At 64.3% G+C, this 25,489-nt stretch carries 16 protein-coding genes; 8 read left to right on the top strand and 8 right to left on the bottom strand.

Annotation, left to right across the window (positions count from 1 at the left end; translation table 11 throughout):
* Nucleotides 1–2: 2 nt before the first annotated feature.
* From msrA to aceE, 4 genes are all read right to left on the bottom strand, one after another.
* Nucleotides 3–668 carry a peptide-methionine (S)-S-oxide reductase MsrA gene (msrA, locus tag ACLEJP_RS06820; RefSeq protein ID WP_289131714.1) on the bottom strand — a complete coding sequence of 222 codons (666 nt, stop codon included), beginning with the start codon at nucleotides 666–668 and terminating at the stop codon, nucleotides 3–5.
* Between the two features lie 165 nt (nucleotides 669–833).
* The gene (locus ACLEJP_RS06815; RefSeq protein WP_440805064.1) at nucleotides 834–3,524 is read right to left on the bottom strand and encodes a putative bifunctional diguanylate cyclase/phosphodiesterase; all 2,691 of its coding nucleotides are present in this window, start codon (nucleotides 3,522–3,524) and stop codon (nucleotides 834–836) included.
* 251 nt (nucleotides 3,525–3,775) lie between these two features.
* Complete coding sequence (gene aceF, locus ACLEJP_RS06810; RefSeq protein ID WP_440805063.1) at nucleotides 3,776–5,419, bottom strand: dihydrolipoyllysine-residue acetyltransferase; 1,644 nt, start codon at nucleotides 5,417–5,419, stop codon at nucleotides 3,776–3,778.
* 13 nt (nucleotides 5,420–5,432) lie between these two features.
* A complete protein-coding gene (gene aceE / locus ACLEJP_RS06805; protein WP_170027891.1) occupies nucleotides 5,433–8,078 on the bottom strand; it encodes a pyruvate dehydrogenase (acetyl-transferring), homodimeric type in 2,646 nt (881 codons plus the stop codon).
* Between the two features lie 383 nt (nucleotides 8,079–8,461).
* Here aceE and glnE point away from each other — a divergent pair, with 383 nt between their 5' ends.
* The 8 genes from glnE (at nucleotide 8,462) to ACLEJP_RS06765 (ending at nucleotide 18,559) form a co-directional block, all read left to right on the top strand.
* Complete coding sequence (glnE, locus tag ACLEJP_RS06800; protein WP_440805060.1) at nucleotides 8,462–11,395, top strand: bifunctional [glutamate--ammonia ligase]-adenylyl-L-tyrosine phosphorylase/[glutamate--ammonia-ligase] adenylyltransferase; 2,934 nt, start codon at nucleotides 8,462–8,464, stop codon at nucleotides 11,393–11,395.
* Between the two features lie 203 nt (nucleotides 11,396–11,598).
* Complete coding sequence (gene waaF / locus ACLEJP_RS06795; protein ID WP_440805059.1) at nucleotides 11,599–12,648, top strand: lipopolysaccharide heptosyltransferase II; 1,050 nt, start codon at nucleotides 11,599–11,601, stop codon at nucleotides 12,646–12,648.
* Nucleotides 12,649–13,707, top strand: a complete 1,059-nt coding sequence (gene waaC, locus ACLEJP_RS06790; protein ID WP_440805058.1) for a lipopolysaccharide heptosyltransferase I — start codon at nucleotides 12,649–12,651, stop codon at nucleotides 13,705–13,707.
* Complete coding sequence (locus ACLEJP_RS06785; RefSeq protein WP_440805057.1) at nucleotides 13,707–14,831, top strand: glycosyltransferase family 4 protein; 1,125 nt, start codon at nucleotides 13,707–13,709, stop codon at nucleotides 14,829–14,831. Before waaC ends, ACLEJP_RS06785 begins: the two co-directional genes overlap by 1 nt.
* Complete coding sequence (gene rfaP / locus ACLEJP_RS06780; RefSeq protein ID WP_440805055.1) at nucleotides 14,828–15,634, top strand: lipopolysaccharide core heptose(I) kinase RfaP; 807 nt, start codon at nucleotides 14,828–14,830, stop codon at nucleotides 15,632–15,634. Before ACLEJP_RS06785 ends, rfaP begins: the two co-directional genes overlap by 4 nt.
* On the top strand, nucleotides 15,634–16,368 hold the full coding sequence (locus ACLEJP_RS06775) for a lipopolysaccharide kinase InaA family protein (RefSeq protein ID WP_440805054.1): 735 nt from the start codon (nucleotides 15,634–15,636) through the stop codon (nucleotides 16,366–16,368). Before rfaP ends, ACLEJP_RS06775 begins: the two co-directional genes overlap by 1 nt.
* Nucleotides 16,365–17,117 carry a lipopolysaccharide kinase InaA family protein gene (locus ACLEJP_RS06770; protein ID WP_440805053.1) on the top strand — a complete coding sequence of 251 codons (753 nt, stop codon included), beginning with the start codon at nucleotides 16,365–16,367 and terminating at the stop codon, nucleotides 17,115–17,117. Before ACLEJP_RS06775 ends, ACLEJP_RS06770 begins: the two co-directional genes overlap by 4 nt.
* A complete protein-coding gene (locus tag ACLEJP_RS06765; RefSeq protein WP_440805051.1) occupies nucleotides 17,117–18,559 on the top strand; it encodes a lipopolysaccharide kinase InaA family protein in 1,443 nt (480 codons plus the stop codon). The genes ACLEJP_RS06770 and ACLEJP_RS06765 overlap by 1 nt, the downstream gene beginning before the upstream one ends.
* On the opposite strand, the gene ACLEJP_RS06760 is transcribed toward ACLEJP_RS06765, so the two are convergent.
* The 4 genes from ACLEJP_RS06760 to ACLEJP_RS06745 form a co-directional block, all read right to left on the bottom strand.
* Nucleotides 18,520–21,543, bottom strand: a complete 3,024-nt coding sequence (locus ACLEJP_RS06760; protein ID WP_440805050.1) for a dermonecrotic toxin domain-containing protein — start codon at nucleotides 21,541–21,543, stop codon at nucleotides 18,520–18,522. The genes ACLEJP_RS06765 and ACLEJP_RS06760 overlap by 40 nt on opposite strands.
* 70 nt (nucleotides 21,544–21,613) lie before the next feature.
* Complete coding sequence (locus tag ACLEJP_RS06755; protein ID WP_440805049.1) at nucleotides 21,614–21,790, bottom strand: hypothetical protein; 177 nt, start codon at nucleotides 21,788–21,790, stop codon at nucleotides 21,614–21,616.
* A complete protein-coding gene (locus ACLEJP_RS06750; RefSeq protein WP_440805048.1) occupies nucleotides 21,787–22,899 on the bottom strand; it encodes a PepSY-associated TM helix domain-containing protein in 1,113 nt (370 codons plus the stop codon). The genes ACLEJP_RS06755 and ACLEJP_RS06750 overlap by 4 nt, the downstream gene beginning before the upstream one ends.
* 56 nt (nucleotides 22,900–22,955) lie before the next feature.
* Nucleotides 22,956–25,385, bottom strand: a complete 2,430-nt coding sequence (locus ACLEJP_RS06745) for a TonB-dependent siderophore receptor (RefSeq protein WP_440805047.1) — start codon at nucleotides 25,383–25,385, stop codon at nucleotides 22,956–22,958.
* Nucleotides 25,386–25,489: the final 104 nt, after the last annotated feature.

Genomic DNA, 25,489 nt, shown 5'->3' with positions numbered 1-25,489 from the left:
GCTCAGTTACCCTGCAGGCTGGGTGGCAGGCAGACGCCGGTACCGCCGATACCGCAGTAGCCGTCCGGGTTCTTGGCCAGGTACTGCTGGTGGTAGGCCTCGGCGAAGTAGACGGTCGGCGCCTGGGCGATCTCGGTGGTGATTTCGCCAAAACCGGCTTTGCTCAGCTCGGCCTGGTAGGCGTCGCGGCTGGCCTGGGCCTGTTCCAGCTGTTCCGGGCTGGTGCAGTAGATGGCCGAGCGGTACTGGGTGCCGATGTCGTTGCCCTGGCGCATGCCCTGGGTCGGGTTGTGCAGCTCCCAGAACATCGCCAACAGCTCGCGGTAGCTGACCTTGTCCTTGTCGAACACCACCAGCACCACTTCGGTGTGGCCGGTCAGGCCCGAGCAGACTTCTTCGTAGGTGGGGTTCGGGGTGAAGCCGCCGGCGTAGCCGACCACGGTGCTGACCACACCTTCACGCTGCCAGAAGCGGCGTTCGGCGCCCCAGAAGCAACCCAGGCCGAAGATGGCGAAGTCGACGTTCTGGAAGAACGGGCCGAGCAGCGGCGTGTCTTTGAACACGTAGTGGAACTCGGGCAGGCTCATTGGCGTTTCGCGGCCAGGCAGGGCCTGTTCCGCAGTAGGCATGACGTTTTTGTTCACCAGGATTTCCGAACGCAGGACCATGGCCGTTCCTCTGTATGTCTGTTGAATGGGTGTTGGGGCCTTCGCGGGCATGCCCGCTCCCACAGGATCACCACAGGGTCTGAATGTTGTGGGGGACCTGTGGGAGCGGGCGTGCCCGCGAAAGGGCCCGAATGGTTTCTATAGTGCCCGAGGTTTACGCCGCTGTCAGGCCAGCGGACCACGCGGATAACGCTTCAGCCGTTCGGCCAGCTCGCGCCCCGGGATCGGCCGGTCGAACAGGTAGCCCTGGCCGACGTCGCAGCGGTGGCGGCGCAGGAACGCCAGTTGCTCTGGTGTCTCGATGCCCTCGGCCACCACCTTCAGCTTGAGGTTGTGCGCCATGGCCACCACCGCCGAGGTGATCTCCATGTCGTCCTGGTTGTCCGGAATCTCGTTGATGAAGCTGCGGTCGATCTTGAGGATGTCGATCGGAAACTTCTTCAGGTAGCTCAGCGACGAATAACCAGTACCGAAATCGTCCATGGCCAGGGTCAGGCCCAGGGCCTTCAGCTCGTCCAGCTGGCGGTGAGTGTCTTCGCTGGCCTCCAGCAGCAGGCCTTCGGTCAGTTCCAGCTCCAGCAGGTGCGGGGGCAGGGCTTCTTCCTTGAGGATGCTACTGATCGACGCCACCAGGTCGGGGTCGGAGAACTGCTTGGGCGACAGGTTGATGGCCACATGCAGGTTGCCCATGCCGGCTTCGCGCAGCTGCTGGCTCATGCGGCACGACTGGCGCACTACCCATTTGCCGATGGGGATGATCAGGCCGGTCTCTTCCGCCACGCTGATGAACTGGTCCGGGCGGATCATGCCGCGTTCGGGGTGGTTCCAGCGCAGCAGCGCTTCCAGCCCCAGCAGGCGACCACTGCGCAGGCACAGTTTGGGCTGGTAGAACACCTCCAGCTCGTTCTGGGTCAGGGCGCGGCGCAGGTTGTTCTCGACGAACAGCTTGTAGCTGGCTTCGGCATTCAGCACCTCGGTAAACACCTGTACCTGGTGCTTGCCGTTGGCCTTGGCCTTGTGCAGGGCCAGGCCGGCGTTCTTCATCAGGCTGGCAGGGTCGGTACCATGCAGTGGCGCGTAGGCCAGGCCCACCGATGCGGTGACGTTGATCAGCTGGTTATCGACGAACATCGGTTTGTCGAGGGTCCGCAGCAATTGCATGGCAACGCCCTGGCCTTCTTCGAGACGGGTGTCGTCGAGCAGCACGGCGAACTCGTTACTGGCGAAGCGCGCCAGGATGCCGCCGGTATGCAGGCTGTTGCGCAGGCGCCGGGCCAGGCTGATCAACAGCTTGTCGCCGGTCTGGTGGCCCAGGCTGTCGTTGATGCGCTTGAAGTTGTCGATGTCCACCAGCAGCAGGCACATGGCGTTCTCGCCGTCACGGGCGAAGCACTCGTCCAGGCTGCGGATGAACGCCGGGCGGTTGCCGAGGTTGGTCAGGTTGTCGGTGTAGGCCAGGCGCTCGATGCGTTGCTGGGCCAGCTTGGTCTGGGTGACGTCTTCGTAGATGCCGATGTAGTGGGTCAGCTCACGGTTGTCGCCATACACCTTGGAGATCGACAACTGGCCCCAGTAGGGCTCCAGGTTCTTGCGCCGGCTTTTGAACTCGCCTTGCCAGCTGTTGCCCATGGCCAGGCTCGAGGGTGAGTCGAACAGCAATTCGCTCAAATTTTCCAAGGCCGGTAGCTCACCCAGGTGGCGGCCCTGGACTTCCTCGGTGCTGTACTGGGTGATGGCGGTGAAACTTGGGTTGACGTACTCCACCACGCCGTCGCGGTTGACCAGCAGGAAGGCGCTGGCGCTCTGCTCCACGGCGCGCTGGAACAGGTGCAGGGCGCTGGCCGCGGTGCGCCGGTTGTGGTTGGTGATGACCTGGGCGAACTGGTCGGCCAGCTCGCCGGCAAAGGCAATTTCGTCCGACTGCCAGGCCCGCGTCTGGCCGGTCTGCTCCAGGCACAGCACGCCTACAACCTGGCCATCGACGCGGATACTGGCATCGAGCATGGCCTTGTTCGCCGTGAACAGGCTTTGCGCCAGCGCGCGGGTGCGCGGGTCGTGGCCGGCATTGTGGGCATCGATGGCGCGGCTGGCATGCAGCGCGTCAAGGTAGTCGGGGAAGCGGCTGGCATCGATGGCTTCGGGCTGGCGATGCGCTTGCACATCGCGGTACCAGGCAGTGATCGGCTCCAGTTGCTGGCCGTCCAGGTGCCAGATACTGGCGCAGTCGACCTTGTAGATTTCACAGGCGCTGCGGGTGATCAGCTGGGCAGCCTCCAGCAGTGAATTTCCGCCGCTGTAGCGCTGGCGGGCCAGGCGCAGGATCAGGTCCTGCTGGCCGCGTACCCGCTCCAGGTGCTCGAGTTGTTCCTGCTGTGCGCGCTGGTTCAGTTGCAGGGCCAGCTGCAGGCGATTGTTGCGCGATTCCAGGTCACTGGCCCCGGCCTCGCCGGTCTCTTCGGCGTGGTCATCGAGCACGCTGAGGTAGCCACGCACCAGCTGACGGTTGTGCTGCTTGTAGGTTTCCCCCACCTCGAGCAGGCGTAGCGATGCTGTCGGCGTGTGCAAGGTGTAGCGCACACGGTAGTAGCCACGCTGGGCCAGTTGCAGCTGGATCTCGTCGTGCAGCCGGTAGCGGGCTTCCGGCTCCATCAGGCTGGCGTAGGGAGCATCGACCAGGGCGCACAGGTCGCTGGCGTGCAAGCCGAACTGGCGTTCGCAGGCCGGGTCCAGGTAGAGCATGGCCCAGGTGGCTTCGTTGAGCCTTTCGAAACGCAGCATGCCGAGCCGCGAGGGCACGGGTAACTGCGTGACGACCTCGGCCGCCACACGGCTGGCGGCATCGGGTTGGCTTTTCATCGAAGACTCGCTTGAAGAGGGGACGCGGCCTATGGGCAGCGGCAGATCTGGCAAGGTTGCATCATGTCCAGGGGGCTGGCAAGCCGCCATATGTGATGCTGTGTACGGGTTATCGGCTTGTGGGCTGGAATCTGTAGTTCGCCGTGTTTATTCGGCGGACAAAAAAAGCCCCGCCAATCGACGGGGTTGAGGTACGAGCGTGGCAGCTCGAAAAGGGTACTGCCCCTCGTCGCGAGGGGCAGTGTGCAGCGTTACAGCAGCATGGTGCGGATATCGCCCAGCACGTCGCCCAGGCGCTTGGTGAAGCGCGCGGCGGCAGCGCCGTTGATCACACGGTGATCGTAGGACAGCGACAGCGGCAGCATCAGCTTCGGCTGGAAGGCCTTGCCGTCCCAGACCGGCTGCATGGTCGCCTTGGAGACGCCCAGGATAGCCACTTCCGGCGCGTTGACGATCGGCGTGAAGCCGGTGCCGCCAATGTGGCCGAGGCTGGAGATGGTGAAGCAGGCGCCTTGCATCTCGTCGGCCGACAGCTTCTTGGTGCGGGCCTTTTCAGCCAGCGCAGCGGCTTCGGCAGCCAGTTGCAGCAGGCTCTTCTGGTCGACGTTCTTGATCACCGGGACCAGCAGGCCGTCCGGGGTGTCCACGGCGAAGCCGATGTGCACGTACTTCTTGCGGATGATGGCCTTGCCGCTTGGCGCCAGCGAGCTGTTGAAGTCCGGCAGTTCCTTGAGCAGGAAGGCGCAGGCCTTGAGCAGCAATGGCAGCACGGTCAGTTTCACGCCAGCCTTTTCAGCCACGGCCTTCTGCGCCACGCGGAAGGCTTCCAGCTCGGTGATGTCGGCGGCGTCGAACTGGGTGACGTGCGGCACGTTCAGCCAGCTGCGGTGCAGGTTGGCGGCACCGACCTGCATCAGGCGGGTCAGGGCCACTTCTTCCACTTCACCGAACTTGCTGAAGTCCACGGCCGGGATCGGCGGGATGCCGGCACCACCGGTTGCGCCGGCTGCCGGGGCTTCCTTGGCCTTCTGCATCATCGCCTTGACGTAGACCTGCACGTCTTCCTTCAGGATGCGGCCGTGCGGACCGGTGGCCGCAACGGCACCCAGGTCGACACCGAATTCACGGGCCAGCTGGCGGACTGCCGGGCCGGCGTGAACCTTGGCGTTGCTGCCGGCAGCCGGTGCGGTGGCAACCGGTGCAGGGGCAGCAGCAGGGGCTGCTGCGGCAGCCGCAGGTGCGGCAGCCGGAGCCGCCTCAGCCTTGGCCGGGGCAGCAGCGGCAGGGGCCGGGGCGGCAGCCGGGGCAGCGCCGGCGACTTCCAGCTTGAGGATCAGGTCACCGGTGCCGACTTCGTCGTCCAGCTTGGCGATCACTTCCTTCACCACGCCAGCGGCGGGCGAAGGGATTTCCATGGAGGCCTTGTCGGACTCCAGGGTGATCAGCGACTGGTCGGCTTCGACGGTGTCACCGGCCTTGACCAGCACTTCGATGATCTTGGCCTTGCCCGACGAACCGATGTCCGGCACGTGGATGTCCTGCACGCTGGCGGCAGCCGGGGCTGCGGCCGGAGCAGGAGCCGGGGCGGCTTCAGCGGCCGGAGCCGGTGCAGCAGCCTGCGCCGGAGCGGCGGCAGGTGCCTCGGGGGCCGCAGCAGCGGCACCCTCGGCTTCCAGAACCAGCAGCTCGTCGCCTTCTTTCAGGCGGTCGCCCAGCTTGACCTTCAGTTCCTTGATGACGCCGGCTTTCGGCGCCGGGATTTCCATGGAGGCCTTGTCGGACTCCAGGGTCAGCAGGCTCTGGTCAGCCTCGATACGGTCACCGACCTTGACGAACAGCTCGATGATTTCACCTTCACCGCTGCCGATGTCAGGTACGCGAATGAGTTCGCTCACTTAAAAATACTCCTCAGCAGTCCAGTGGGTTGCGCTTGTCCGGGTCGATGCCGAACTTGACGATGGCGTCAGCCACAACCTTGGGTTCGATCTCGCCACGGTCAGCCAGGGCTTCCAGCGCGGCCAGCACCACGAAGTGGCGGTCGACTTCGAAGAAGTGACGCAGCTTCTTGCGGCTGTCGCTGCGACCGTAACCGTCGGTACCCAGGACCTTGAACTCTTTGCTCGGCACCCACTGGCGAATCTGCTCGGCGAACAGCTTCATGTAGTCGGTAGAGGCGATGACCGGGCCCTTGCGGCCGCTCAGGCACTGCTCGACGTAGGTCTGCTGTGGCTTCTGGCCAGGCTTCAGGCGGTTGGCGCGTTCCACTGCCAGGCCGTCGCGACGCAGTTCGTTGAAGCTGGTCACGCTCCACACGTCGGCACCGATGTTGAACTCGTCACGCAGGATCTTCGCCGCTTCGCGAACTTCGCGCAGGATGGTGCCGGAGCCCATCAGCTGTACGTGGTGCGCGGCTTCGCGGGTGTCTTCCTCGAGCAGGTACATGCCCTTGATGATGCCTTCCTCGACACCGGCCGGCATGGCTGGCTGCTGGTAGGACTCGTTCATCACGGTGATGTAGTAGAAGATGTCCTGTTGCTCTTCGGTCATCTTCTTCATGCCGTCCTGGATGATCACCGCCAGCTCGTAGCCGTAGGTCGGATCGTAGGTGCGGCAGTTCGGGATGGTGCCCGCCATCATGTGGCTGTGACCGTCTTCGTGCTGCAGGCCTTCACCGTTGAGGGTGGTGCGGCCGGCAGTACCGCCGATCAGGAAGCCACGGGTACGGCTGTCGCCAGCGGCCCAGGCCAGGTCGCCAATGCGCTGGAAGCCGAACATCGAGTAGAAGATGTAGAACGGCAGCATCGGCTGGTTGTGGCAGCTGTACGAGGTACCGGCAGCGATGAACGACGACATGGCGCCGGCTTCGTTGATGCCTTCCTCGAGGATCTGGCCCTTCTTGTCTTCGCGGTAGAACATCACCTGGTCTTTATCGACCGGCTCGTAGAGCTGGCCGACCGACGAGTAGATGCCCAGCTGGCGGAACATGCCTTCCATACCGAAGGTACGGGCTTCGTCCGGGATGATCGGGACGATGCGCTGGCCGATTTCCTTGTCCTTGACCAGCTGCGCCAGAATACGCACGAAGGCCATGGTGGTGGAGATTTCGCGGTCGCCCGAGCCGTCCAGGATCGCTTTCAGCGTTTCCAGTGGCGGGGTCGGCACGCTGAAGCTCTTGGCGCGGCGCTGTGGCACGAAACCACCCAGGGCGGCACGGCGCTCGGCCAGGTACTTGGCTTCGGCAGAACCTTCTTCCGGCTTGAAGAACGGCAGGTTCTCCAGGTCGGCATCCTTGACCGGGATGTCGAAGCGGTCACGGAAGTGGCGCAGGCTGTCGACGTCGACCTTCTTGGTGTTGTGCGCGGTGTTCTTGGCTTCGCCGGCACCGGTACCGTAACCCTTGATGGTCTTGGCCAGGATGACGGTAGGCTGGTCCTTGTGGTTGACCGCCTGGTGGTACGCCGCGTAGACCTTGTACGGGTCGTGGCCGCCACGGTTGAGCTTCCAGATCTCGTCGTCGGACAGGTCTTCGACCATGGCCTTGAGCTCTGGGGTGTTGAAGAAGTGCTCACGGACGTACGCACCGTCCTTGGCCTTGTAGTTCTGGTACTCGCCGTCGATGACTTCGTCCATGCGGCGCTGCAGGGCACCGTTGGTGTCCTTGGCGAACAGTGGGTCCCAGAAGCGGCCCCAGACGACCTTGTTGACGTTCCAGCCACCGCCACGGAACACGCCTTCGAGTTCCTGGATGATCTTGCCGTTGCCGCGAACCGGGCCGTCGAGGCGCTGCAGGTTGCAGTTGATGACGAAGATCAGGTTGTCCAGCTTCTCGCGGCCGGCCAGGGCGATCGCGCCCAGGGATTCCGGCTCGTCGCACTCGCCGTCGCCCATGAAGCACCAGACCTTCTGCTTGCCGGCCGGGATGAAGCCGCGCGCTTCCAGGTACTTCATGAAACGTGCCTGGTAGATGGCCTGGATCGGACCCAGACCCATCGATACGGTCGGGAACTGCCAGAAGTCAGGCATCAGCCAGGGGTGCGGGTACGAAGACAGGCCGTTGCCGTCCACTTCCTGACGGAAGTTGTTCATCTGCTCTTCGCTGATGCGGCCTTCCATGAAGGCGCGGGCGTAGACGCCTGGCGAAGCGTGGCCCTGGAAGAAGATCAGGTCGCCGCCGTGTTCTTCGGTCGGGGCCTGGAAGAAGTAGTTGAAGCCGATGTCGTACAGGGTGGCGCTGGAGGCGAAGCTGGAGATGTGTCCGCCCAGGTCCGAGTCTTTCAGGTTGGTACGCATGACCATGGCCAGGGCGTTCCAACGCACCATCGAGCGAATGCGGCGTTCCATGAACAGGTCGCCAGGCATGCGTGCTTCGTGGGTGACAGGGATGGTGTTGCGGTATGGCGTGGTGATCGCGTATGGCAGCTGGGAACCACTACGGGTGGCCAGCTCGCCCATACGGGTCATCAGGTAATGAGCGCGGTCTTCGCCTTCTTTGTCGAGGACCGACTCCAGGGCATCCAGCCATTCCTGGGTTTCGATTGGATCGAGGTCTTGCATGGCTTGCTCCAGGGCGGAAAGGCAACCAGAATCGATTGCCTGAGTTTGCGACTGGCCTTATGGGCAGACGTCGTGAATTCTTGGATTACCGGGGTGTCCTCCGGCGCCGTGTAGTTTTACTACATTTGCTTTCGCATTTCATGCTTTTACACGACAGGGGTAGTAGTAAAACTACATCTATGCGACGTTTCGTCGCATGCTGGCTTGTGAGGAAAAACGTTCATGTTGGTTGGCATTGTGTCGCGAACGGGTAATTCTTGATGGTTGTTGCCAATTTTAAGGCTGTTTCAGCTATTTCCAACTTTTGTACGACAGTCCAACCGTGGTCCGGTTTCCCCTTGGCCGCTTTTTCCCCTCTATTTCACGCCGATCAAGGATAGACCATGCGCCTGCCTTTGCCGTCCGATCTGCCCGCCACCCTGCAACCGCTGGTCGCTCGCAACCAGCAATTCCTTCGCGATGCCGTGGCCTACCACCCGGAACTCGACTTGCAGGCCTGGAGCCCGCTGCACTGGCAACAGTTCGACCAGGTAGCCGCAGCCAGCGACTTCGTGCTGGGCCTGGCCCGGCGCGAGCCGGCCATGGTGTTCGGCCTGCTGGCCAGTGGCGAGCTGGACCGGCCGTACGCCATGGGCGAACTGCGTGGGCACATCGCCGCAGCCGCCCAGGCGGCGCAGAGCGAGGACGAGCTGGCGCGCAACCTGCGTCGCGAGCGCAACCGCCAGCAGTTGCGCATCATCTGGCGCGACATCACCCGCCAGGCGGCGCTGGGTGAAACCTGCCGCGACCTGTCCGACCTGGCCGATGCCGCCATCGATGAGGCCTACCAATGGCTGTACCCGCGTCATTGCCAGCAGTTCGGCACACCGATCGGCAACCGCAGCGGCCAACCGCAGCAGATGGTGGTGCTGGGCATGGGCAAGCTGGGTGCGGTCGAGCTGAACCTGTCGTCGGACATCGACCTGATCTTCGCCTTCCCCGAAGGCGGCGAAACCGAAGGGGTGAAACGCTCGCTGGATAACCAGGAGTTCTTCACCCGCCTGGGCCAGCGCCTGATCAAGGCCCTGGACCCGGTCACCGTGGACGGCTTCGTGTTCCGCGTCGACATGCGCCTGCGCCCGTACGGCTCGGCCGGCGCACTGGTGCTCAGCTTCAATGCGCTGGAGCAGTATTACCAGGACCAGGGCCGCGACTGGGAACGCTACGCGATGATCAAGGCGCGGGTGGTGGCGGGTGACCAGGCCGCCGGCGCGCAGTTGCAGGAGATGCTGCGGCCTTTCGTGTATCGCCGCTACCTGGACTTTTCCGCGATCGAAGCGCTGCGCACCATGAAGCAGCTGATCCAGCAGGAAGTGCGGCGCAAGGGCATGGCCGACAACATCAAGCTGGGCGCCGGTGGCATACGCGAGGTGGAGTTCATCGCCCAGGCGTTCCAGCTGATCCACGGTGGCCGCGATCTCAGCCTGCAGCAACGGCCATTGCTGAAAGTGCTGGCCACCCTCGAAGGCCAGGGCTACTTGCCACCGGCGGTGGTCACCGAGCTGCGCGAGGGCTATGAGTTCCTGCGTTATACCGAGCATGCCATCCAGGCCATCGCCGACCGCCAGACGCAGATGCTGCCGGACAGCGAGCTTGACCAGGCACGGGTAGCCTACATGCTCGGTTTTGCCGACTGGCAGAGCTTCCAGGACCAGTTGGTGTACTGGCGCGGCCGTATCGACTGGCACTTCCGCCAGGTGATTGCCGACCCGGATGACGAAGACGGCGAAGGCGAACTGGTGGTAGGCGGTGAGTGGTCGCCGCTATGGGAGCAGGCGCAGGATGAAGAGGCTGCGGGCCGCCAATTGGAAGAGGCCGGTTTCAAGCAGCCCGCCGACGCCCTGCGGCGCCTGGCTGCGCTGCGCTCGAGCCCGCAACTGCGTTCGATGCAGCGCCTTGGCCGTGAGCGCCTGGATGCCTTTATTCCCCGGTTGCTGGCCCAGACGGTCGAACATGCCGACCCCGACCTGGTGCTGGAGCGCGTGCTGCCACTGGTTGAAGCCGTGGCGCGGCGTTCTGCCTACCTGGTGCTGCTGACCGAAAACCCTGGCGCCCTGGGCCGCCTGTTGACCCTCTGCGCCGCCAGCCCGTGGATCGCCGAGCAGATTGCCCGTTACCCACTGCTGCTCGACGAGCTGCTCAACGAAGGCCGCCTGTACAGCCCGCCGCTGGCGCCGGAACTTGCCAGCGAGCTGCGCGAGCGCCTGACGCGTATCCCCGAGGACGACCTGGAGCAGCAAATGGAGGCGCTGCGCCATTTCAAGCTGGCCCACAGCCTGCGCGTTGCCGCCTCGGAAATCAGCGGCAACCTGCCATTGATGAAAGTCAGCGACTACCTGACCTGGCTGGCCGAAGCCATCCTCGACCAGGTGCTGGCCCTGGCCTGGCGCCAGACCGTGGCCCGCCATGGCCAGCCCAGGCGCAGCGACGGCAGCTTGTGCGACCCGGGTTTCATCATCATTGGCTACGGCAAGGTCGGTGGCCTGGAACTCGGCCATGGCTCGGACCTGGACCTGGTGTTCATCCACGACGGCGACCCGCAGGCGGAAACCGACGGCGCCAAGCCGATCGATGGGGCGCAGTTCTTCACCCGCCTGGGCCAGCGCATCATTCACCTGCTGGCCACCCAGACCAACTCCGGCCAGCTGTATGACGTCGACATGCGCCTGCGCCCGTCCGGGGCCGCCGGGCTGCTGGTCAGCTCACTGGGCGCGTTCGAGCGCTATCAGCAGAACGAAGCCTGGACCTGGGAGCACCAGGCCCTGGTGCGGGCCCGTGTGCTGGTGGGCTGCAAGCAGGTGGGCGCAGCGTTCGAAGGCGTGCGCGCCAAGGTGCTGGGCCAGCCGCGCGACCTGCAGAAACTGCGCAGCGAAGTGAGCGAAATGCGCGCCAAGATGCGCGACAACCTGGGTACCAAGGCCACTGCTGCCGGCACCGCGGCCAATGCGTTCGAGCCTGGTGTGCCGTTCGATATCAAGCAGGATGCCGGCGGTATCGTCGATATCGAATTTATGGTGCAATACGCCGCCTTGGCCTGGTCGCATGACCATCCGGCCTTGCTTCGATGGACCGATAACATCCGCATTCTGGAAGAGCTGGAGCAGGCAGGTTTGATGCCGGCCAGTGACGCGGTGCTGTTGCGTGAAGTGTACAAGGCGTTCCGCTCTGCCTCGCACCGCCAGGCCCTGCAGAAGCAGGCCGGGGTGATCGACGCCGCGCAGTTTGCCGATGAACGCCGCGAAGTGCGGCGGATCTGGGGTGAGTTGGGCCTGACTTGATAGCGAGTTGGCTTCATTCGCGGGCATGCCCGCTCCCACAGGGAAAGCGCAGGGCCGGATGGCGGTGCAATACCTGTGGGAGCGGGCGTGCCCGCGAATGGGCCATGTGAGTGGTACACTGTCCGCCACATAGCCTGAATATAAAGAGGGGAGGCCAGGCTGTACTGCAGCCTGTCGCCTCCCCGAGTGTTTCTGGACCAAGCATGAGAATACTGATCATTGGCCCCAGCTGGGTCGGCGACATGGTGATGGCGCAGACCCTGTTCCAGTGCCTGAAACAGCAGCACCCCGACTGCGTGATCGATGTGCTCGCCCCCGAGTGGAGCCGGCCGATCCTCGAACGCATGCCCGAGGTCCGTCAGGCCCTGAGCTTCCCGCTCGGCCACGGTGCACTGGAACTGGCGACGCGGCGACGCATCGGCAAGTCGCTGGCCGGCCAGTATGACCAGGCCATCCTGCTGCCCAACTCGTTGAAATCGGCGCTGGTGCCGTTCTTTGCCGGTATCCCGAAACGCACCGGCTGGCGCGGCGAAATGCGCTTCGGCCTGCTGAACGACGTACGCAAGCTGGACAAGGCCCGCTACCCGCTGATGATCGAGCGCTTCATGGCCCTGGCCTACGCGCCTGGCGCCGAGTTGCCGCAGCCGTATCCGCGCCCCAGCCTGCAGATCGAAGCGCAGAGCCGCGACGCCGCCCTGGCCAAGTTCGGCCTGGAGCTGGACCGCCCGGTGCTGGCGCTGTGCCCCGGTGCCGAGTTCGGCGAGGCCAAGCGCTGGCCGGTCGAGCACTATGCCAGCGTGGCCGATGCAATGATTCGCCAAGGCTGGCAGGTATGGCTGTTCGGCTCGAAGAACGATCACCCGGTCGGTGAGCAGATCCGCGACCGGCTGATCCCGGGCCTGCGTGAAGAGTCGTCCAACCTGGCTGGGGCAACTTCGCTGGCCGAGGCCATCGACCTGATGTCCTGCGCCGACGCCGTGGTGTCCAACGACTCTGGCCTGATGCATGTGGCCGCAGCGCTGAACCGCCCGCTGGTGGCAGTGTACGGCTCGACATCGCCGGGCTTCACCCCGCCACTGGCCGAACACGTGGAGGTGGTGCGCACCGGTATCGAGTGCAGCCCGTGCTTCGACCGTACCTGCCGCTTCGGCCATTACAACTGCCTGCGCCTGCTGGAGCCGGGCAACGTCATCAGCGCCCTGCACCGCCTGAGCGGGCCGGAGCTGATCGATACCGTGGCCGAGGTCGACTAAGTGCGGGTACTGATCATCAAGACCTCGTCGCTGGGTGATGTGATCCACACCCTGCCGGCGCTTACCGATGCCGCCCACGCCATTCCCGGTATCCGCTTCGACTGGGTGGTGGAAGAAGGCTTCGCCGAAATTCCCAGCTGGCACCCGGCAGTCGACAAGGTCATCCCGGTGGCCATCCGTCGCTGGCGCAAGAACCTGTGGCAGACCCTCAAGAGTGGCGAGTGGAAAGCGTTCAAGCAACGCATGCGCGAGCGCCAGTACGACTTGGTGATCGACGCCCAGGGCCTGGTCAAGTCGGCCTGGCTGACCCGCTACGTGAAAGCGCCGGTGGCTGGCCTGGACCGTTACTCGGCCCGCGAAGGCTGGGCCAGCCGCTTCTATGATCGACGCCTGTCGGTTGCTGTCGGCCAGCATGCGGTGGAACGGCTACGCCAGCTGTTCGCCATGGCTCTGGCCTACGACCTGCCGGAAGGCATCGGCAACTACGGCCTTGACCTTGACCGCCTGCAGCTGCCGCCCGCCGCCCCGTACGTGGTGTTCCTGCATGGCACCACCTGGGCGACCAAGCACTGGCCCGAAGCCTACTGGCGCGAACTGGCCGAGCGCATGGGCCGGCGCAAGCTGGAAGTGCGCCTGCCGTGGGGCAACCCGGCCGAGAAGGCGCGGGCCGAGCGCATCGCCCAGGGCTTGAACAATTGCCAGGTGCTCCCCAAATTGAACCTGGCCGGTGTTGCCCGCGTACTGGCGGCGGCCAAGGCCTGCGTGGCCGTCGATACCGGCCTGGGCCACCTGGCGGCGGCCCTCGATGTACCCACCATTTCGCTGTTCGGCCCCACCAACCCGGGGCTGACCGGCGCCTACGGACGGACCCAGATTCACCAGGCCAGTGACTGGCCATGCGCTCCCTGCCTGCAGAAGAAGTGCACCTACAAACCGAGCGCCGACGACCTGCGCCGGTACGATCTGAAACGCGAGTGGCCGCTGTGCTTCACTCGCCTGAATCCCGAGCATGTGGCGAGCCGCTTGAGCGCGCTGCTGCTGGCTGAGGATGTCCGTTGATGCAACTGGCTTTCGTGCTGTACAAATATTTCCCCTTCGGCGGGCTGCAGCGCGATTTCATGCGCATTGCCCTGGAGTGCCAGAAGCGGGGCCACCAGATCCGTGTGTACACGCTGATCTGGGAGGGTGACATTCCGCCGGGCTTCGAAGTGCTGGTGGCGCCGGTGAAGGCGATCTTCAACCACCGCCGCAACGAGAAGCTCAGCGCCTGGATGGCTGCCGACTTGGCCAAGCGCCCGGTCGACCGCCTGATCGGCTTCAACAAGATGCCGGGGCTGGACGTGTACTACGCCGCCGACGGCTGCTTCGAGGACAAGGCGCAGACCCTGCGTGGCGGCCTGTACCGCCGCTGGGGCCGTTACCGGCACTTTGCCGAGTACGAACGTGCGGTGTTCGCCAAGGACGCGCATACCGAAGTGCTGATGATTTCCGAAGTGCAGCAGCCGCTGTTCATCAAGCACTACGGCACCCCGGTAGAGCGCTTCCACCTGCTGCCGCCAGGCATTTCCCAAGACCGCCGCGCGCCGGCCAACGCTGCCGAGATCCGCGCCGAATTCCGCAAGGAGTTCGACCTGGGCGATGACGACCTGTTGCTGGTGCAGATCGGCTCCGGCTTCAAGACCAAGGGTGTCGACCGCAGCCTCAAGGCCCTGGCCGCACTGCCATCGGCCCTGCGCAAGCGGACCAGGCTGATGGTGATCGGCCAGGACGACCCCAAGGTGTTCCAGCTGCAAAGCGCCACCCTGGGCCTGGGCGAGCAGGTGCAGTTCCTCAAGGGCCGCAGCGACATTCCACGCTTCCTGCTGGGCGCCGACCTGCTGATCCACCCGGCGTACAACGAGAACACCGGCACGGTGCTGCTCGAAGCGCTGGTGGCCGGCCTACCGGTGCTGGTGTCCAAGGTGTGTGGCTATGCCCACTACATTGCCGAGGCAGACTGTGGCCTGGTGCTGGACGAGCCGTTCGAGCAAGAGCAGCTCAATACCTGCCTGCAGCGCATGCTCGAAGACCAGCAGGCGCGCGCCAGCTGGTCGCGCAACGGCCTGGCGTTTGCAGATACCGCCGATCTGTACAGCATGCCGCAGCACGCCGCCGATGTGATCCTGGGGCAGGAGACCGCATGAAGCTGATACTGGCCGAACCATTCAAGCGCCTGTGGGCCGGGCGGGATGCCTTCGATGCCGTGGAGGCGCTGCAAGGCGAGGTCTACCGCGAGCTGGAAGGGCGCCGTACTCTGCGCACCGAGGTCGCCGGGGAGGGGTTCTTCGTCAAGATTCACCGCGGCATCGGCTGGGGCGAGATCTTCAAGAACCTGTTTACTGCCAAGCTGCCGGTGCTCGGTGCTGGCCAGGAATGGCAGGCCATCCAGCGCTTGCACGAGGTTGGCGTGCCGACCATGACGGCAGTTGCCTATGGCGAACGTGGTAGCAACCCGGCTGCGCAACATTCGTTCATCATCACTGAAGAACTGGCGCCGACCATCAGCCTGGAGGACTTCAGCATCGACTGGGTCCGGCAACCACCCGAGCCACGCCTGAAACGCGCACTCATCGCCGAGGTGGCCAGGATGACCGGCGGCATGCACCGCGCCGGGGTCAACCACCGCGACTGCTACATCTGCCACTTCCTGCTGCATACCGACCGCCCGGTGACGGCGGATGACTTCAAATTGTCGGTTATCGACCTGCACCGCGCGCAGACCCGGGCGAAAATCAGCCGCCGCTGGCGCGACAAGGACCTGGCCGCGCTGTACTTCTCGGCGCTGGACATCGGCCTCACCCAGCGCGACAAGCTGCGCTTCCTGCGTGGGTACTTCCAACGCCCGCTGCGGCAGGTCCTTAAGGACGAGGCCGCATTGCTCGCCTGGCTGGAGCGCAAGGCGCAGAAACTCTACGACCGCAAGCAACGCTATGGGGATGCACTCTGATGTCGGGTTGGACACTGGCGCCGGGCTATGAACACCTGGCGGCGGACTTCGGCAGCCTCGAGGCGGTATTCGCCCTGCAAGGCGAACGCCTGACCCGCGACCCGCTCAGCGAAGTGGTGCGCATCACGCGAGACGGGGTCAACTACTACGTCAAGCGCTACACCGGGGCCGGCAAGCACATGCGCCGCTACCTGGGCCGACCGCGGATCAAGGCGGAATGGCAGAACCTGAAGCAGTTCGCCAAGTGGGGCATCCCTACTGCTGAAGTGGTGGCCTGGGGCCTGGAGCGCAAGGGCCTGGCATTCGCGCGGGGGGCGATGATTACCCGTGAACTGCCACGTACCGAAGACCTGTCGGCGCTGGCCGAGCGCAACGATGCGCGGCTGGCCGACCGCGCCTGGGTCGGGCATGTCAGCCGCCAGCTGGCGCGGCATACCCGGGTCATGCACAAGCACCACTTCGCCCATAACGACCTGAAATGGCGCAACCTGCTGGTCGATGACCAGGGCACGCTATTCTTCATCGACTGCCCCACCGGCGACTTCTGGCGCGGCTTCATGTGGCGGCACCGGATGATCAAGGACCTGGCGTGCCTGGACAAAGTGGCCAAGTACCACCTGTCGGCGACCCAACGCCTGCGCTTCTACCTGCAATACCGTGGCCGCGACCGGCTGAATGTGCGCGACAAGAAGCGCATTCGCCAGGTGGTGGGCTTTTTCGAGGGAAGGGAATGACCGATTACCTGGCCAGCGCGGATCACGCGCTGCTCAAACGCCACGGCCTGGACGACTTCGAGGCATTGTGGGCGCTACAACTGGATGCCGTGGATGAGCCGAACACCGGTCGTGGCGGCTGGAGCAGCGTGTTTCGCCTGGAACTCGAAGGCAAGGGTTATTACCTCAAGCGCCAGTGCGACTACCTGACCCGGACCTTGCACCGGCCATTCGGCGAGCCAACCTTCGCCCGTGAATTCCGCAATATCAGCCGCTACCAGAAGCTGCACATTCCTGCCCTGCAGGCGGTGTTCTATGGCGAGCGCAAGCAAGGCGGCCAGCACCGGGCGATCCTGATGACGCGCGCCCTGGACGAATGGGCCGACCTCGACAGCCTGCTGGCGCGCTGGGCACAACTGGGCGATGCCGAACGCAATGGTATCCTGCAGGCCTGCGGCCAGCTGGCGCGCACCCTGCACAGCGCCGGGCAGGTGCATGGCTGCTTCTACCCCAAGCACATCTTCCTGCGCCAGCGCCGCGATGGCTGGGACGCGCAACTGATCGACCTGGAAAAGACCCGCCCCCTGCTGTTCGGCATGCGTGACCGCCTCAAGGACCTGGAGCCACTGTTGCGCCGCGCCCAGGCCTGGAGCGAGGGCGAGGTACGTAACCTCCTGGCCACCTACCTGGCGCAGCCAGCCGATGGCTCGCTGGTCGATACCTGGCTGCAACGCCTGACGCAACGCCGTCGTGAAAAAGAGGCCCGCTGATGCGTTTGTCCGAATTGAAAGAAGCCGGGCGCAACCCGTCGCTGCCCCTGAGCATTACCCTGGCCGACGCTGCCGGCAGCGCTGACTTGCAACTGCTCAGCCTGTTGCGCGTGCTGCCGGGCCAGCGCTATGTGGGCGCCGGGGTATGGCGCGGTACTCCGGTGCTTGCCAAGCTGCTGGTCGGTGGCAACGCCGCCCGGCACTTCCAGCGCGAACTACAGGGCGTGAAGCTGCTCGCCGAGCAGGGCCTGACCACGCCGAAGCTGCTCGCCGATGGCCTCAAGGAAGGCGAGGGCGGCTGGTTGCTGTTCGAGTTTCTCGACGGTGCCGAGAGCCTGGCCGATGCCTGGGCGGCAGTGCAAGACTTGCCGGTGCTGGCCGACGAGCAGCACCTGGTGCTGGGCGAGGCGCTCACCGCGGTGGCACACATGCATGCCCAGGGCCTGTGGCAGGAGGACCTGCACCTGGACAACCTGTTGCGCCACGGCGGCAAGCTGTACCTGATCGACGGCGCCGGTATCAAGGCCGAAACGCCCGGCCAGCAGTTGTCGCGCCCGCGTGTGCTGGAAAACCTCGGGGTCTTCTTCGCCCAGTTGCCCAAGCGCCTGGAACCGTTCATCGAAGAGCTGCTGGTGCATTACCTGCTGGCCAATGCCGAGCACGCGTTGCCGCTCGAGGCGCTGCAGAAGCAAGTGGACAAGGTGCGCAGCTGGCGGCAGAAGGACTACCTGGAAAAGGCCGGTCGCGAATGCAGCCTGTTCAGCGTGCAGCGCAGCCTGTCAGGCCTGCGCGCGATCCGGCGTGATGAGGTCGAGGCCATGCTGCCGGTGCTGGAGCAAGCTGACCAGTTGATCGACCAGGGCCACCTGTACAAGACCGGCGGTGCCGCCAGCGTGGCACGCATCGAGGTGAAGGGGCGCCAGCTGGTGCTCAAGCGCTACAACATCAAGAACACTGCGCACTGGTTCAAGCGCTTCTGGCGCCCCAGCCGGGCCTGGCATTCGTGGATCGAAGGGCACCGCCTGGCGTTCCTCGACATCGCCACGCCGCGCCCATTGGCGGTGCTGGAGCAGCGCGTGCTTGGCCTGCGCAGCCGCGCCTACCTGGTCACCGAGTACATCGATGGCCCGGATCTGGCAGCGTGTTTTGCGCCGTACGTGGAAAACGGCGATGCGCCTGAGGAACAGGTCGACGCCCTGGTCCAGGTCATGCAGCAGCTGATACGAGAACGTATCAGCCATGGCGACTTCAAGGGCCACAACCTGTTCTGGCACAACGGCCGCTGGTCGCTGATCGACCTCGACGCCATGTGCCAGCACGCTACTCAGCTGAGTTTTGCCCCAGCCTACGCCCGTGACCGGGCGCGGCTGTTGCGTAACTGGCCGAGCGGCAGTGCCTTGCATCAGCGTCTGGACCGGCTGCTGCCCAAGCTCGCCGAGTAATCCTGTGGTAAAGCCAGCCAGTCGCTGCCACGGCCGGTCTGGCGCACCCGGATGCGCCACTCTCCATCCTGATGACGCAGCACCGCCCAGGCAGGTACTGCGCCTGACAAGGTATCGGGAAGAATCAGGTGATAATGCCCGGCCAGCAGATGGCGCCGCACCGGCAGCTGCTGGTTGTACAGTTGCAGGTAGTAGGTGCCGTTGTCGCTGAACAGGTTGTTGTCTGTGTCAACAGCAGTGCCTTGCAGCACTGTTTTCAGGCGGCACTGCTCGAGCAGTTGCGTGATGTCCGGTAACCCGTCGTGCCAAAGCACCGGTGAGTCAATGACCCAGTCGCCATTCTGGTTACGCCTGATCGGCAGCTTCAGGTAGGCGTAAGGCTGGTCGGGGTCGGTGGCTCGCCAGCGTGTGCCATCAAAACTGACATTGAAGTAACGGCCCAGGTTATCCCGTACGAAGTATTGGCTCAGCCCCGGGGAGGCCGACGGTTGTTCATAGACGGCCTCGCCGTGCGCCGAATCGATCCGGTAGCGCAGCCGCGCAGCGACGGGCGCCGTTTGGTAATGACCTGGCAGCGGCACCGGTGGGGGTTTGGGCAGCCCTCGCAAGGCGCGGCGCATCAGGCTGGAACCCGCCATTTCGTTCAGCCCGGCGGTGGCATGGCCAAGGGCGGCCACGGCATGATGCAAGGCGTTTCTCTGGTCGTCCTGCTCCAGTGCTTCGAAGCCGTCCCATATGGAGATCGCCATACGGCCGAATGCCAAGCTGTTCAACGCCCGTTGCGGCAATACGAACGTGACTATATCCAGCACCAGCCTGACCACGTTGACCGAGAATTCGCCCAGCAGTTCTTCATTGCTGCGGGTGACGTAATCGGTGTTGGCCATCAGGCTGTTCACCTCTGCGCGGTAGAGCGCCTGATACAGGTTGCCGCTGATGGGCTGGCGAGCAATCAATGCGCCCAGCCGCCCTTTCTGCAGTCGTTCCTTGAGTTTTTTCCCGCTGGCCTGTGGCAGACGCTGAACCAGGTAGTCTTGCAGCGCCGGGTCACTGCGTATGGCCCGGATCAGCGCTTTGGTATTGCTGTATTCACGCCAGTAGCGCCGGTCCGGCACGTCGGGGCAGTAAACGACGATGCGCTTCGAGTTCTCTGGAGAAACCAGCAGCAGTACACCCATCAATGTGTCGCCCTGCACCAGCAGTTGTTGGGCTATCACCTGCTGTTCATTGAAATGCGGGCGAACGGAGCTGTCGGGGGCACTGATGACCGTGCTGGCCCAACCGTAGCCCTGCTCGTAGGTGTCGGCCAGGAAATGGCCGACATAGTGTGCTTTCACTGCTTCGGCATTCATCCGTGCCCGGGTGATCTGCGCATGTGCTGCCTGGCGCCATCGCCCTTCGGGTGAGTCAAGCAGCTGGGTGCGCAGATAAGCCTGGTAGCCACTGCCGGCGTTCAGGCGCCGCACGATCTGTTTGACCCGTAGCGGTGTCAGCGCCGGCAGTGGTTCGCCATGCAGGTAGACGTGTGCGGTCAGCCAGTAGTCCACATCGAACCAGGCGATGTTCAGCAACGCCAGCTGGTCGAGCCGATAGGTGTGCTTGACCAGCTCGATGGTGTCGCCTGCCTGCCGCCGGCTGGCCACCGGGATGTAGCCTGTCGTGCTTCCCAGCGGCAGCGGGTTGACGATCGGCCCGACCTGTCGGGCCAGGGTGACACTGATGGTGATATCACGCGGGTCGCAGTCCAAGCCCGGTTCGCGTTGCAGGTATTCGCGCAGGCGCAGGTTTACCCAGCTCAGCAGGGAATGCTGATGGCTGAATTGTTCCAAGGTCAGGATGCCGGGAGCGCTGGCTGCTTCGATGGCCACGATCAGTTCCTGCAGGGTCTGCATGATGTGGGCGATGCCCTGCTGCGAAGTGGTACGTAACCAGCTGGGTAGATGCTTCTCGAGCAGCAGGCCGTAGCGGTTGGCCAGCTGGCCGCGGCTACCGACGGAGCGACGTATGTCGAGCGCCGCGCTCAAGGCCAGGTCCAGTTGCTCGATATCGCGTTGTTTGCCGAGCTTCCAGGCCTGTTGCCAGCTGTAGCTCAGCTGCCTGGCCTGGGCCTCGCGCAGGGTTACGGCCAGGTAGTCGGCCAGGTCTTCCGTATACCAGTCATAGCGCAGGCGCTGTGAACGGCGGGCTCTTTGCTGGTTGTCGGGTTCAACCATCAATTTCAGCAAGTGATCGCTCTGCTGTGGGTCCTCCAGGCGTTCGCACACTTCCGTATGCAGGTCGGCCAGGTTGTCGAAGGCTTCGATGCCGTGTGCCGCACTGCACAGCAATACCCGACCAACCGACTCATGGTGATCGAGCATGCGCCCCTCGGCCCCGTGTTCAGTCAGCACCAGGAAACCCGGCACATGGCTGCGCCAGTTGGGCGCCGTGCTGTCGAGCAGCAACCGATAGGCCTGGGGACGTGCAGTGCCAGGCAAGTGCCGACGTTGCCAGGGCCGCGGCAGTTGCAGGTAGGTCCTGAGTATCTGTGCATGCGCCGCTGACAGAGTCTGGTCGGTGGTGCGCAGGCGGATCTCCGCCTCCAGGTGGTCGCGGTACAACACGGCAAGGCGTACGGTACGGCTCAGGCCTTTGCTGTCCTGCTCCAGCCAGTAGGCTGCCAGGCGGGCATGCAACGTCTGACGAATGGTTTTGCAAAAGCTGTCGATATGCCCGTTGAAATCAAGGGGCTGGCTAAGTGCCGGGTAGTCGGCATGCCTGATCGAACTGCCTGCAGGCAGGCGAAAGGTACCGCCGTCGAACAGATGAAAACCCACTAGTCGCAACAGAGGCTGGGCTCCGAAGTGCAGCGTGCGGGCATTGATGGAAAGGCCTGGGAACAGGCCGGCTAGCGTCAGGTCCAGGCTGTGCTCGACCCCCGGGATGGGAGGGAGCAGTGCATCCAGCTGGTTATCCACGGTCTGGAATTGGGGGGGTATCGTCATGGGCCGTCTCCTGTAGCGGGGCGGACCATGCTGCGCCAAGGCGCCAGGGCAGCTGTGTTAGCCCGCTATCTCAGCGGCGCCACAAGCCCCGTAGCGAGAACCACACGGGCAGGCCCAGGCCTAGCCAGGAAAGCCCATCCCACCAGCGGTCACCGAGCAAGGCCGCGAACAGCCCCAGTGCGGCCAGCGCGGCGATCAGCGCAGGCCAGGCGAAGATACGCGCGGTGGCTTGTGACCTGTGGCTCATGCACCTGCCTCCCTGGCTTTGCGTTGTTTGCCCCACCACAGGTACAGCCCGCTGCACAGCACAACGATGGTCAGTACATCGAGCACTGCCCAGAGGACCTGCATCGGCCTGCCGCCGTAATCACCGAAATGCAGCGGTTGCGACAGGCCCATGGCGTCCATGTACCAGGGGCGGTCGCCAACTGCAGTCAGCTCAAGGGTGCGCGCATCGATCAGTACCGGGGTGAACAGGTGCGAACTGAGGTGCGTGGCACCGTTCATGAACACGGCATAGTGATGTTCGCTGGAGAAGCGCGTACCTGGGAACGCGATGAAGTCCGCTCGCATGCCAGGCGCCGCCTGCGCGGCGATTTCCAGCAGGCGCGAGGCCGGGGCGCGCTCGCTGAGCGCGGGTGCGTCGTGGTACGGCGCGACCATGGCGGCCAGGCTGTCGTTGCGCCAGGCGGCGATGACCAGGTCGGACAGGGCGCTGATTACCCCGGTCACCCCGACCGTCAAGGCCCAGGCGAGGGTGACCACGCCGATCAGGTTGTGCAGGTCGAGCCAGCGCAGGCGCCGCGACTTGTCGTGGCGGACTGTGGCGAACGCCAGGCGGCGCATGAACGGCGCATACAGCACGGTGCCGGAAACGATCGCGACGACGAACAGCAAGCCCATGAACGCCAGCAACAGTTTGCCCGGCAGCCCCGCGAACATGTCCACATGCAGGCGCAGCATGAGCATCATGAAGCCGCCATTGGCCGCCGGCATGGCTACTGCTTCGCCAGTGCGAGCATCGAGCATGAAGGTGTGCGAAGCGTTAGGTTCGGTACCGGCAGTGGCGGCGGTGATGGCGACCACGCCGTTGGGCTCGTCTTCGTCGTAGCCGAAATACTGCACGACCTCGCCGGGGCGGTGCTGCTCGGCCTTGACCACCAGCTGTTGCAGGTCGAGGTGCGGGGTGTCGGTTGGCAGCTCGCGCAGCTTCGGCGCGTCGCCGAGCAGCTGTTCGAGCTCGTGGTGAAAGATCAGCGGCAGGCCGGTCAGCGCCAGCAACAGCAGAAACAGGGTGCAGACCAGGCTGCTCCAGGTGTGGATCGTGGACCAGCGGCGGATGGTTGGGCTTTTCATCACGGTACCGATATCTGCCGAATGGGACCTGGGGCTGCGTAACAGCCCCGGCTCACTCAGAACTTGTAGGTGGCACTGGCCACGACGCTACGTTCGTCGCCGTAGTAGCAGTAGTAGGCGTCACAGGTCGACAGGTAGTCCTTGTTCAGCAGGTTGGTCGCGTTGAGCGCCACCGACGCGCCCTCGAGGCTGCTGTCCAGGCGCCCCAGGTCGTAATGCACCGCTGCATCGAACACCGTGTAGGCGTTGGCCTTGCCCAGGTAGGTATTGGCCTGGTCGCCATAGGTATTGCCGGTATAGCGCGCACCCAGGCCAATGCCGAAGCCGTCGAGCACCCCCGCATGCCAGGTGTAGTCGCCCCACACCGACGCCTGCTGGTTGGGCATCAGTTGCAGGCGGTTACCTTTGAAATCGCCGTCCTGCACTTCCGACTTGGCCAGGGTGTAGGTGGCAATCAGCTTGAGGTTTTCGCTCACGTCGGAAACCGCTTCAAGTTCCAGGCCACGCACTTTCACCTCGCCGGTCTGGCTGGTGATGGTCACGCCACCGACGGTATCGGTGACCGAGACGTTTTTCTGGGTCAGGTCGTACACGGCTGCCGACAGCAGGGTGTTGGAGCCCGGGGGCTGGTATTTCACGCCCAGTTCCCACTGCTTGCCTTCGGTGGGTTTGAACGAGTCGGTTGCCGACGCACTGGCATTGCTGGACGGCTGGAACGACTCGGCGTACGACAGGTAGGGCACGAAGCCCGAGTCGAACACGTAGCTGATGGCGGCGTTGCCGCTGAACTTCTTGTCGCGCTGGGTATTGGTGGCATCACCCTGGTTGAGGAATCGGGTGCCGGTATGCACCCAGTCCTCGCGCCCACCCAGGGTCAGGCGCCAGTTGCCGAGGGCCATCTGGTCCTGCACATACACGCCGGTCTGGCGGGTTTTCTGGTTGTAGTCGTAGAACGCGGTGGAGCGGTCCGGACGGGTGATCGGCAGCCCGTAGACCGGGTTGTTGACGTTGCTGTCCGGCACGAAGCCGAATATCGACAGGTAGTTGGTGTTGATGCGCTGGTGGTCCAGACCGAGCAGCAAGGTGTGGCTGATGTCCCCGGTGGCAAAGTCGGCCTGGAAGTTGTTGTCCACCGCGAACTGGCTGATGTCTTCGTCGGTGTTGGTGGACATGCGGCTGACCGTGCCGTCGTCCTTCACCGGCGGATTGTCCTTGTTGTAGCTGCCGGGCGTGATGGTCTGGAAGGCCAGATCCGACTTGGTATAGCGCAGGTTCTGACGGAACTGCCACACGTCGTTGATGCGGTGCTCGAAGGCGTAGCCCAGCGCGTAGTAGGTGCGGTCGTAGAATTCGTAATCAGGGTCACCGAGGTTCTTGTGGTGGGAGATCTTGCCGAACGGCATGTCGATCTTGGTGCCCTGGATCGGCCGGAACTGGCTGGTGGCACCGGTATCGTCGCGGGTGAACTGGGTGAGGAAGGTCAGCGAGGTGTCTTCGTCGATATTCCAGGTCAGGCTCGGGGCGATGTTGTAGCGCTTGTCGTCGATATGGTCGATCTGCGTGCCACCGTCGCGAATGACCCCGCTGACGCCATACAGAAAGCGGCCTTCGTCATCGACCTTGCCGGTGCTGGCGAAGTTGATCTGGCGATGGTTGTCGCTGCCGTATTGCAGCTCGATTTCATGCGCGCTTTGCGCTTGCGGGCGGCGGCTGACCATGTCCAGCAGGCCACCGGGCGGGGTCTGGCCATAGATCGATGAAGCCGGCCCGCGCAGCAGGGCAAGGCGGTCGAGGTTCCAGGTTTCGGCTTTGGGGTTGGCGTATACGCCACGTGGCAGCGGCAGGCCATCGAGAAACTGGGTCGGCTCGAAGCCCCGCACGCGCATCCAGTCATAGCGTGTGTCACTGCCGAAGCTGGCCGACACGATACCCGGCATGTAGCGCACGGCATCGTCGAGGCTGTGTACGCCGCGGTCTTTCATTTGCTCGCGGGTGGCGACGGAGACCGAACGCGGCAACTCGACCAGTGCGGTGTCGGTCTTGGTGCCGGCGGCGCTGCGTTTGGCCACGTAGCCTTCGACCGGGCCCCACGCGCTTTCGCTGATGCTGGCCGCTTCCACGGTGGTTGCCGGCAGCGCCAGGGTACCTTCCGGGACTGGCACCAGGCTGTAGCTGCCAATACTGCTCTGTTGCAGCTGCAGCCCGGTGCCGCGCAGGGCGGCCTGCAGCGCGCCCAGGCCGTCGTACTGGCCGCTTACCGGGGCCGAGCGGCGGCCGCTGACCAGAGCCGGGTCGATGGCCAGGGCAATGCCGGCCTGGCTGGCGATCTGGTTGAGGGTGGCGGCCAGCGGGGCGCTGGGCAGGTCGTAGGCGCGCGCGGCGGATGGCTCGGCGGCGTACAGGACAGGGCTGGCCAATGGCGCGGCTACCGCGATGGCCAGGGCGATCAGGCTGGGGCGCAGGATACGTTCAACAGCACGGGACATGCAGCGGCTCCTCGACGGGTAAGTGCTTACTGCTTCCTTGCCGAGCGAGATTGGAAAAGTGACAGGGCGAATCTGAAAAATATCGAGAATTATTTTGAATTGGC

Origin of the sequence: Pseudomonas sp. SMV7, from assembly GCF_052041995.1 — a bacterium.
GTDB lineage: Bacteria > Pseudomonadota > Gammaproteobacteria > Pseudomonadales > Pseudomonadaceae > Aquipseudomonas.
This window is presented reverse-complemented; position numbering and strand designations above follow the sequence as displayed.

Excerpts from the sequence above, each read along its gene's own strand:
- msrA (WP_289131714.1), bottom strand. The coding sequence starts at position 668 with ATGGTCCTGCGTTCGGAAATCCTGGTGAACAAAAACGTCATGCCTACT.
- ACLEJP_RS06815 (WP_440805064.1), bottom strand. The coding sequence starts at position 3,524 with ATGAAAAGCCAACCCGATGCCGCCAGCCGTGTGGCGGCCGAGGTCGTC.
- aceE (WP_170027891.1), bottom strand. The coding sequence starts at position 8,078 with ATGCAAGACCTCGATCCAATCGAAACCCAGGAATGGCTGGATGCCCTG.
- glnE (WP_440805060.1), top strand. The coding sequence starts at position 8,462 with ATGCGCCTGCCTTTGCCGTCCGATCTGCCCGCCACCCTGCAACCGCTG.
- waaF (WP_440805059.1), top strand. The coding sequence starts at position 11,599 with ATGAGAATACTGATCATTGGCCCCAGCTGGGTCGGCGACATGGTGATG.
- ACLEJP_RS06785 (WP_440805057.1), top strand. The coding sequence starts at position 13,707 with ATGCAACTGGCTTTCGTGCTGTACAAATATTTCCCCTTCGGCGGGCTG.
- rfaP (WP_440805055.1), top strand. The coding sequence starts at position 14,828 with ATGAAGCTGATACTGGCCGAACCATTCAAGCGCCTGTGGGCCGGGCGG.
- ACLEJP_RS06775 (WP_440805054.1), top strand. The coding sequence starts at position 15,634 with ATGTCGGGTTGGACACTGGCGCCGGGCTATGAACACCTGGCGGCGGAC.
- ACLEJP_RS06770 (WP_440805053.1), top strand. The coding sequence starts at position 16,365 with ATGACCGATTACCTGGCCAGCGCGGATCACGCGCTGCTCAAACGCCAC.
- ACLEJP_RS06765 (WP_440805051.1), top strand. The coding sequence starts at position 17,117 with ATGCGTTTGTCCGAATTGAAAGAAGCCGGGCGCAACCCGTCGCTGCCC.
- ACLEJP_RS06760 (WP_440805050.1), bottom strand. The coding sequence starts at position 21,543 with ATGACGATACCCCCCCAATTCCAGACCGTGGATAACCAGCTGGATGCA.
- ACLEJP_RS06755 (WP_440805049.1), bottom strand. The coding sequence starts at position 21,790 with ATGAGCCACAGGTCACAAGCCACCGCGCGTATCTTCGCCTGGCCTGCG.
- ACLEJP_RS06750 (WP_440805048.1), bottom strand. The coding sequence starts at position 22,899 with ATGAAAAGCCCAACCATCCGCCGCTGGTCCACGATCCACACCTGGAGC.
- ACLEJP_RS06745 (WP_440805047.1), bottom strand. The coding sequence starts at position 25,385 with ATGTCCCGTGCTGTTGAACGTATCCTGCGCCCCAGCCTGATCGCCCTG.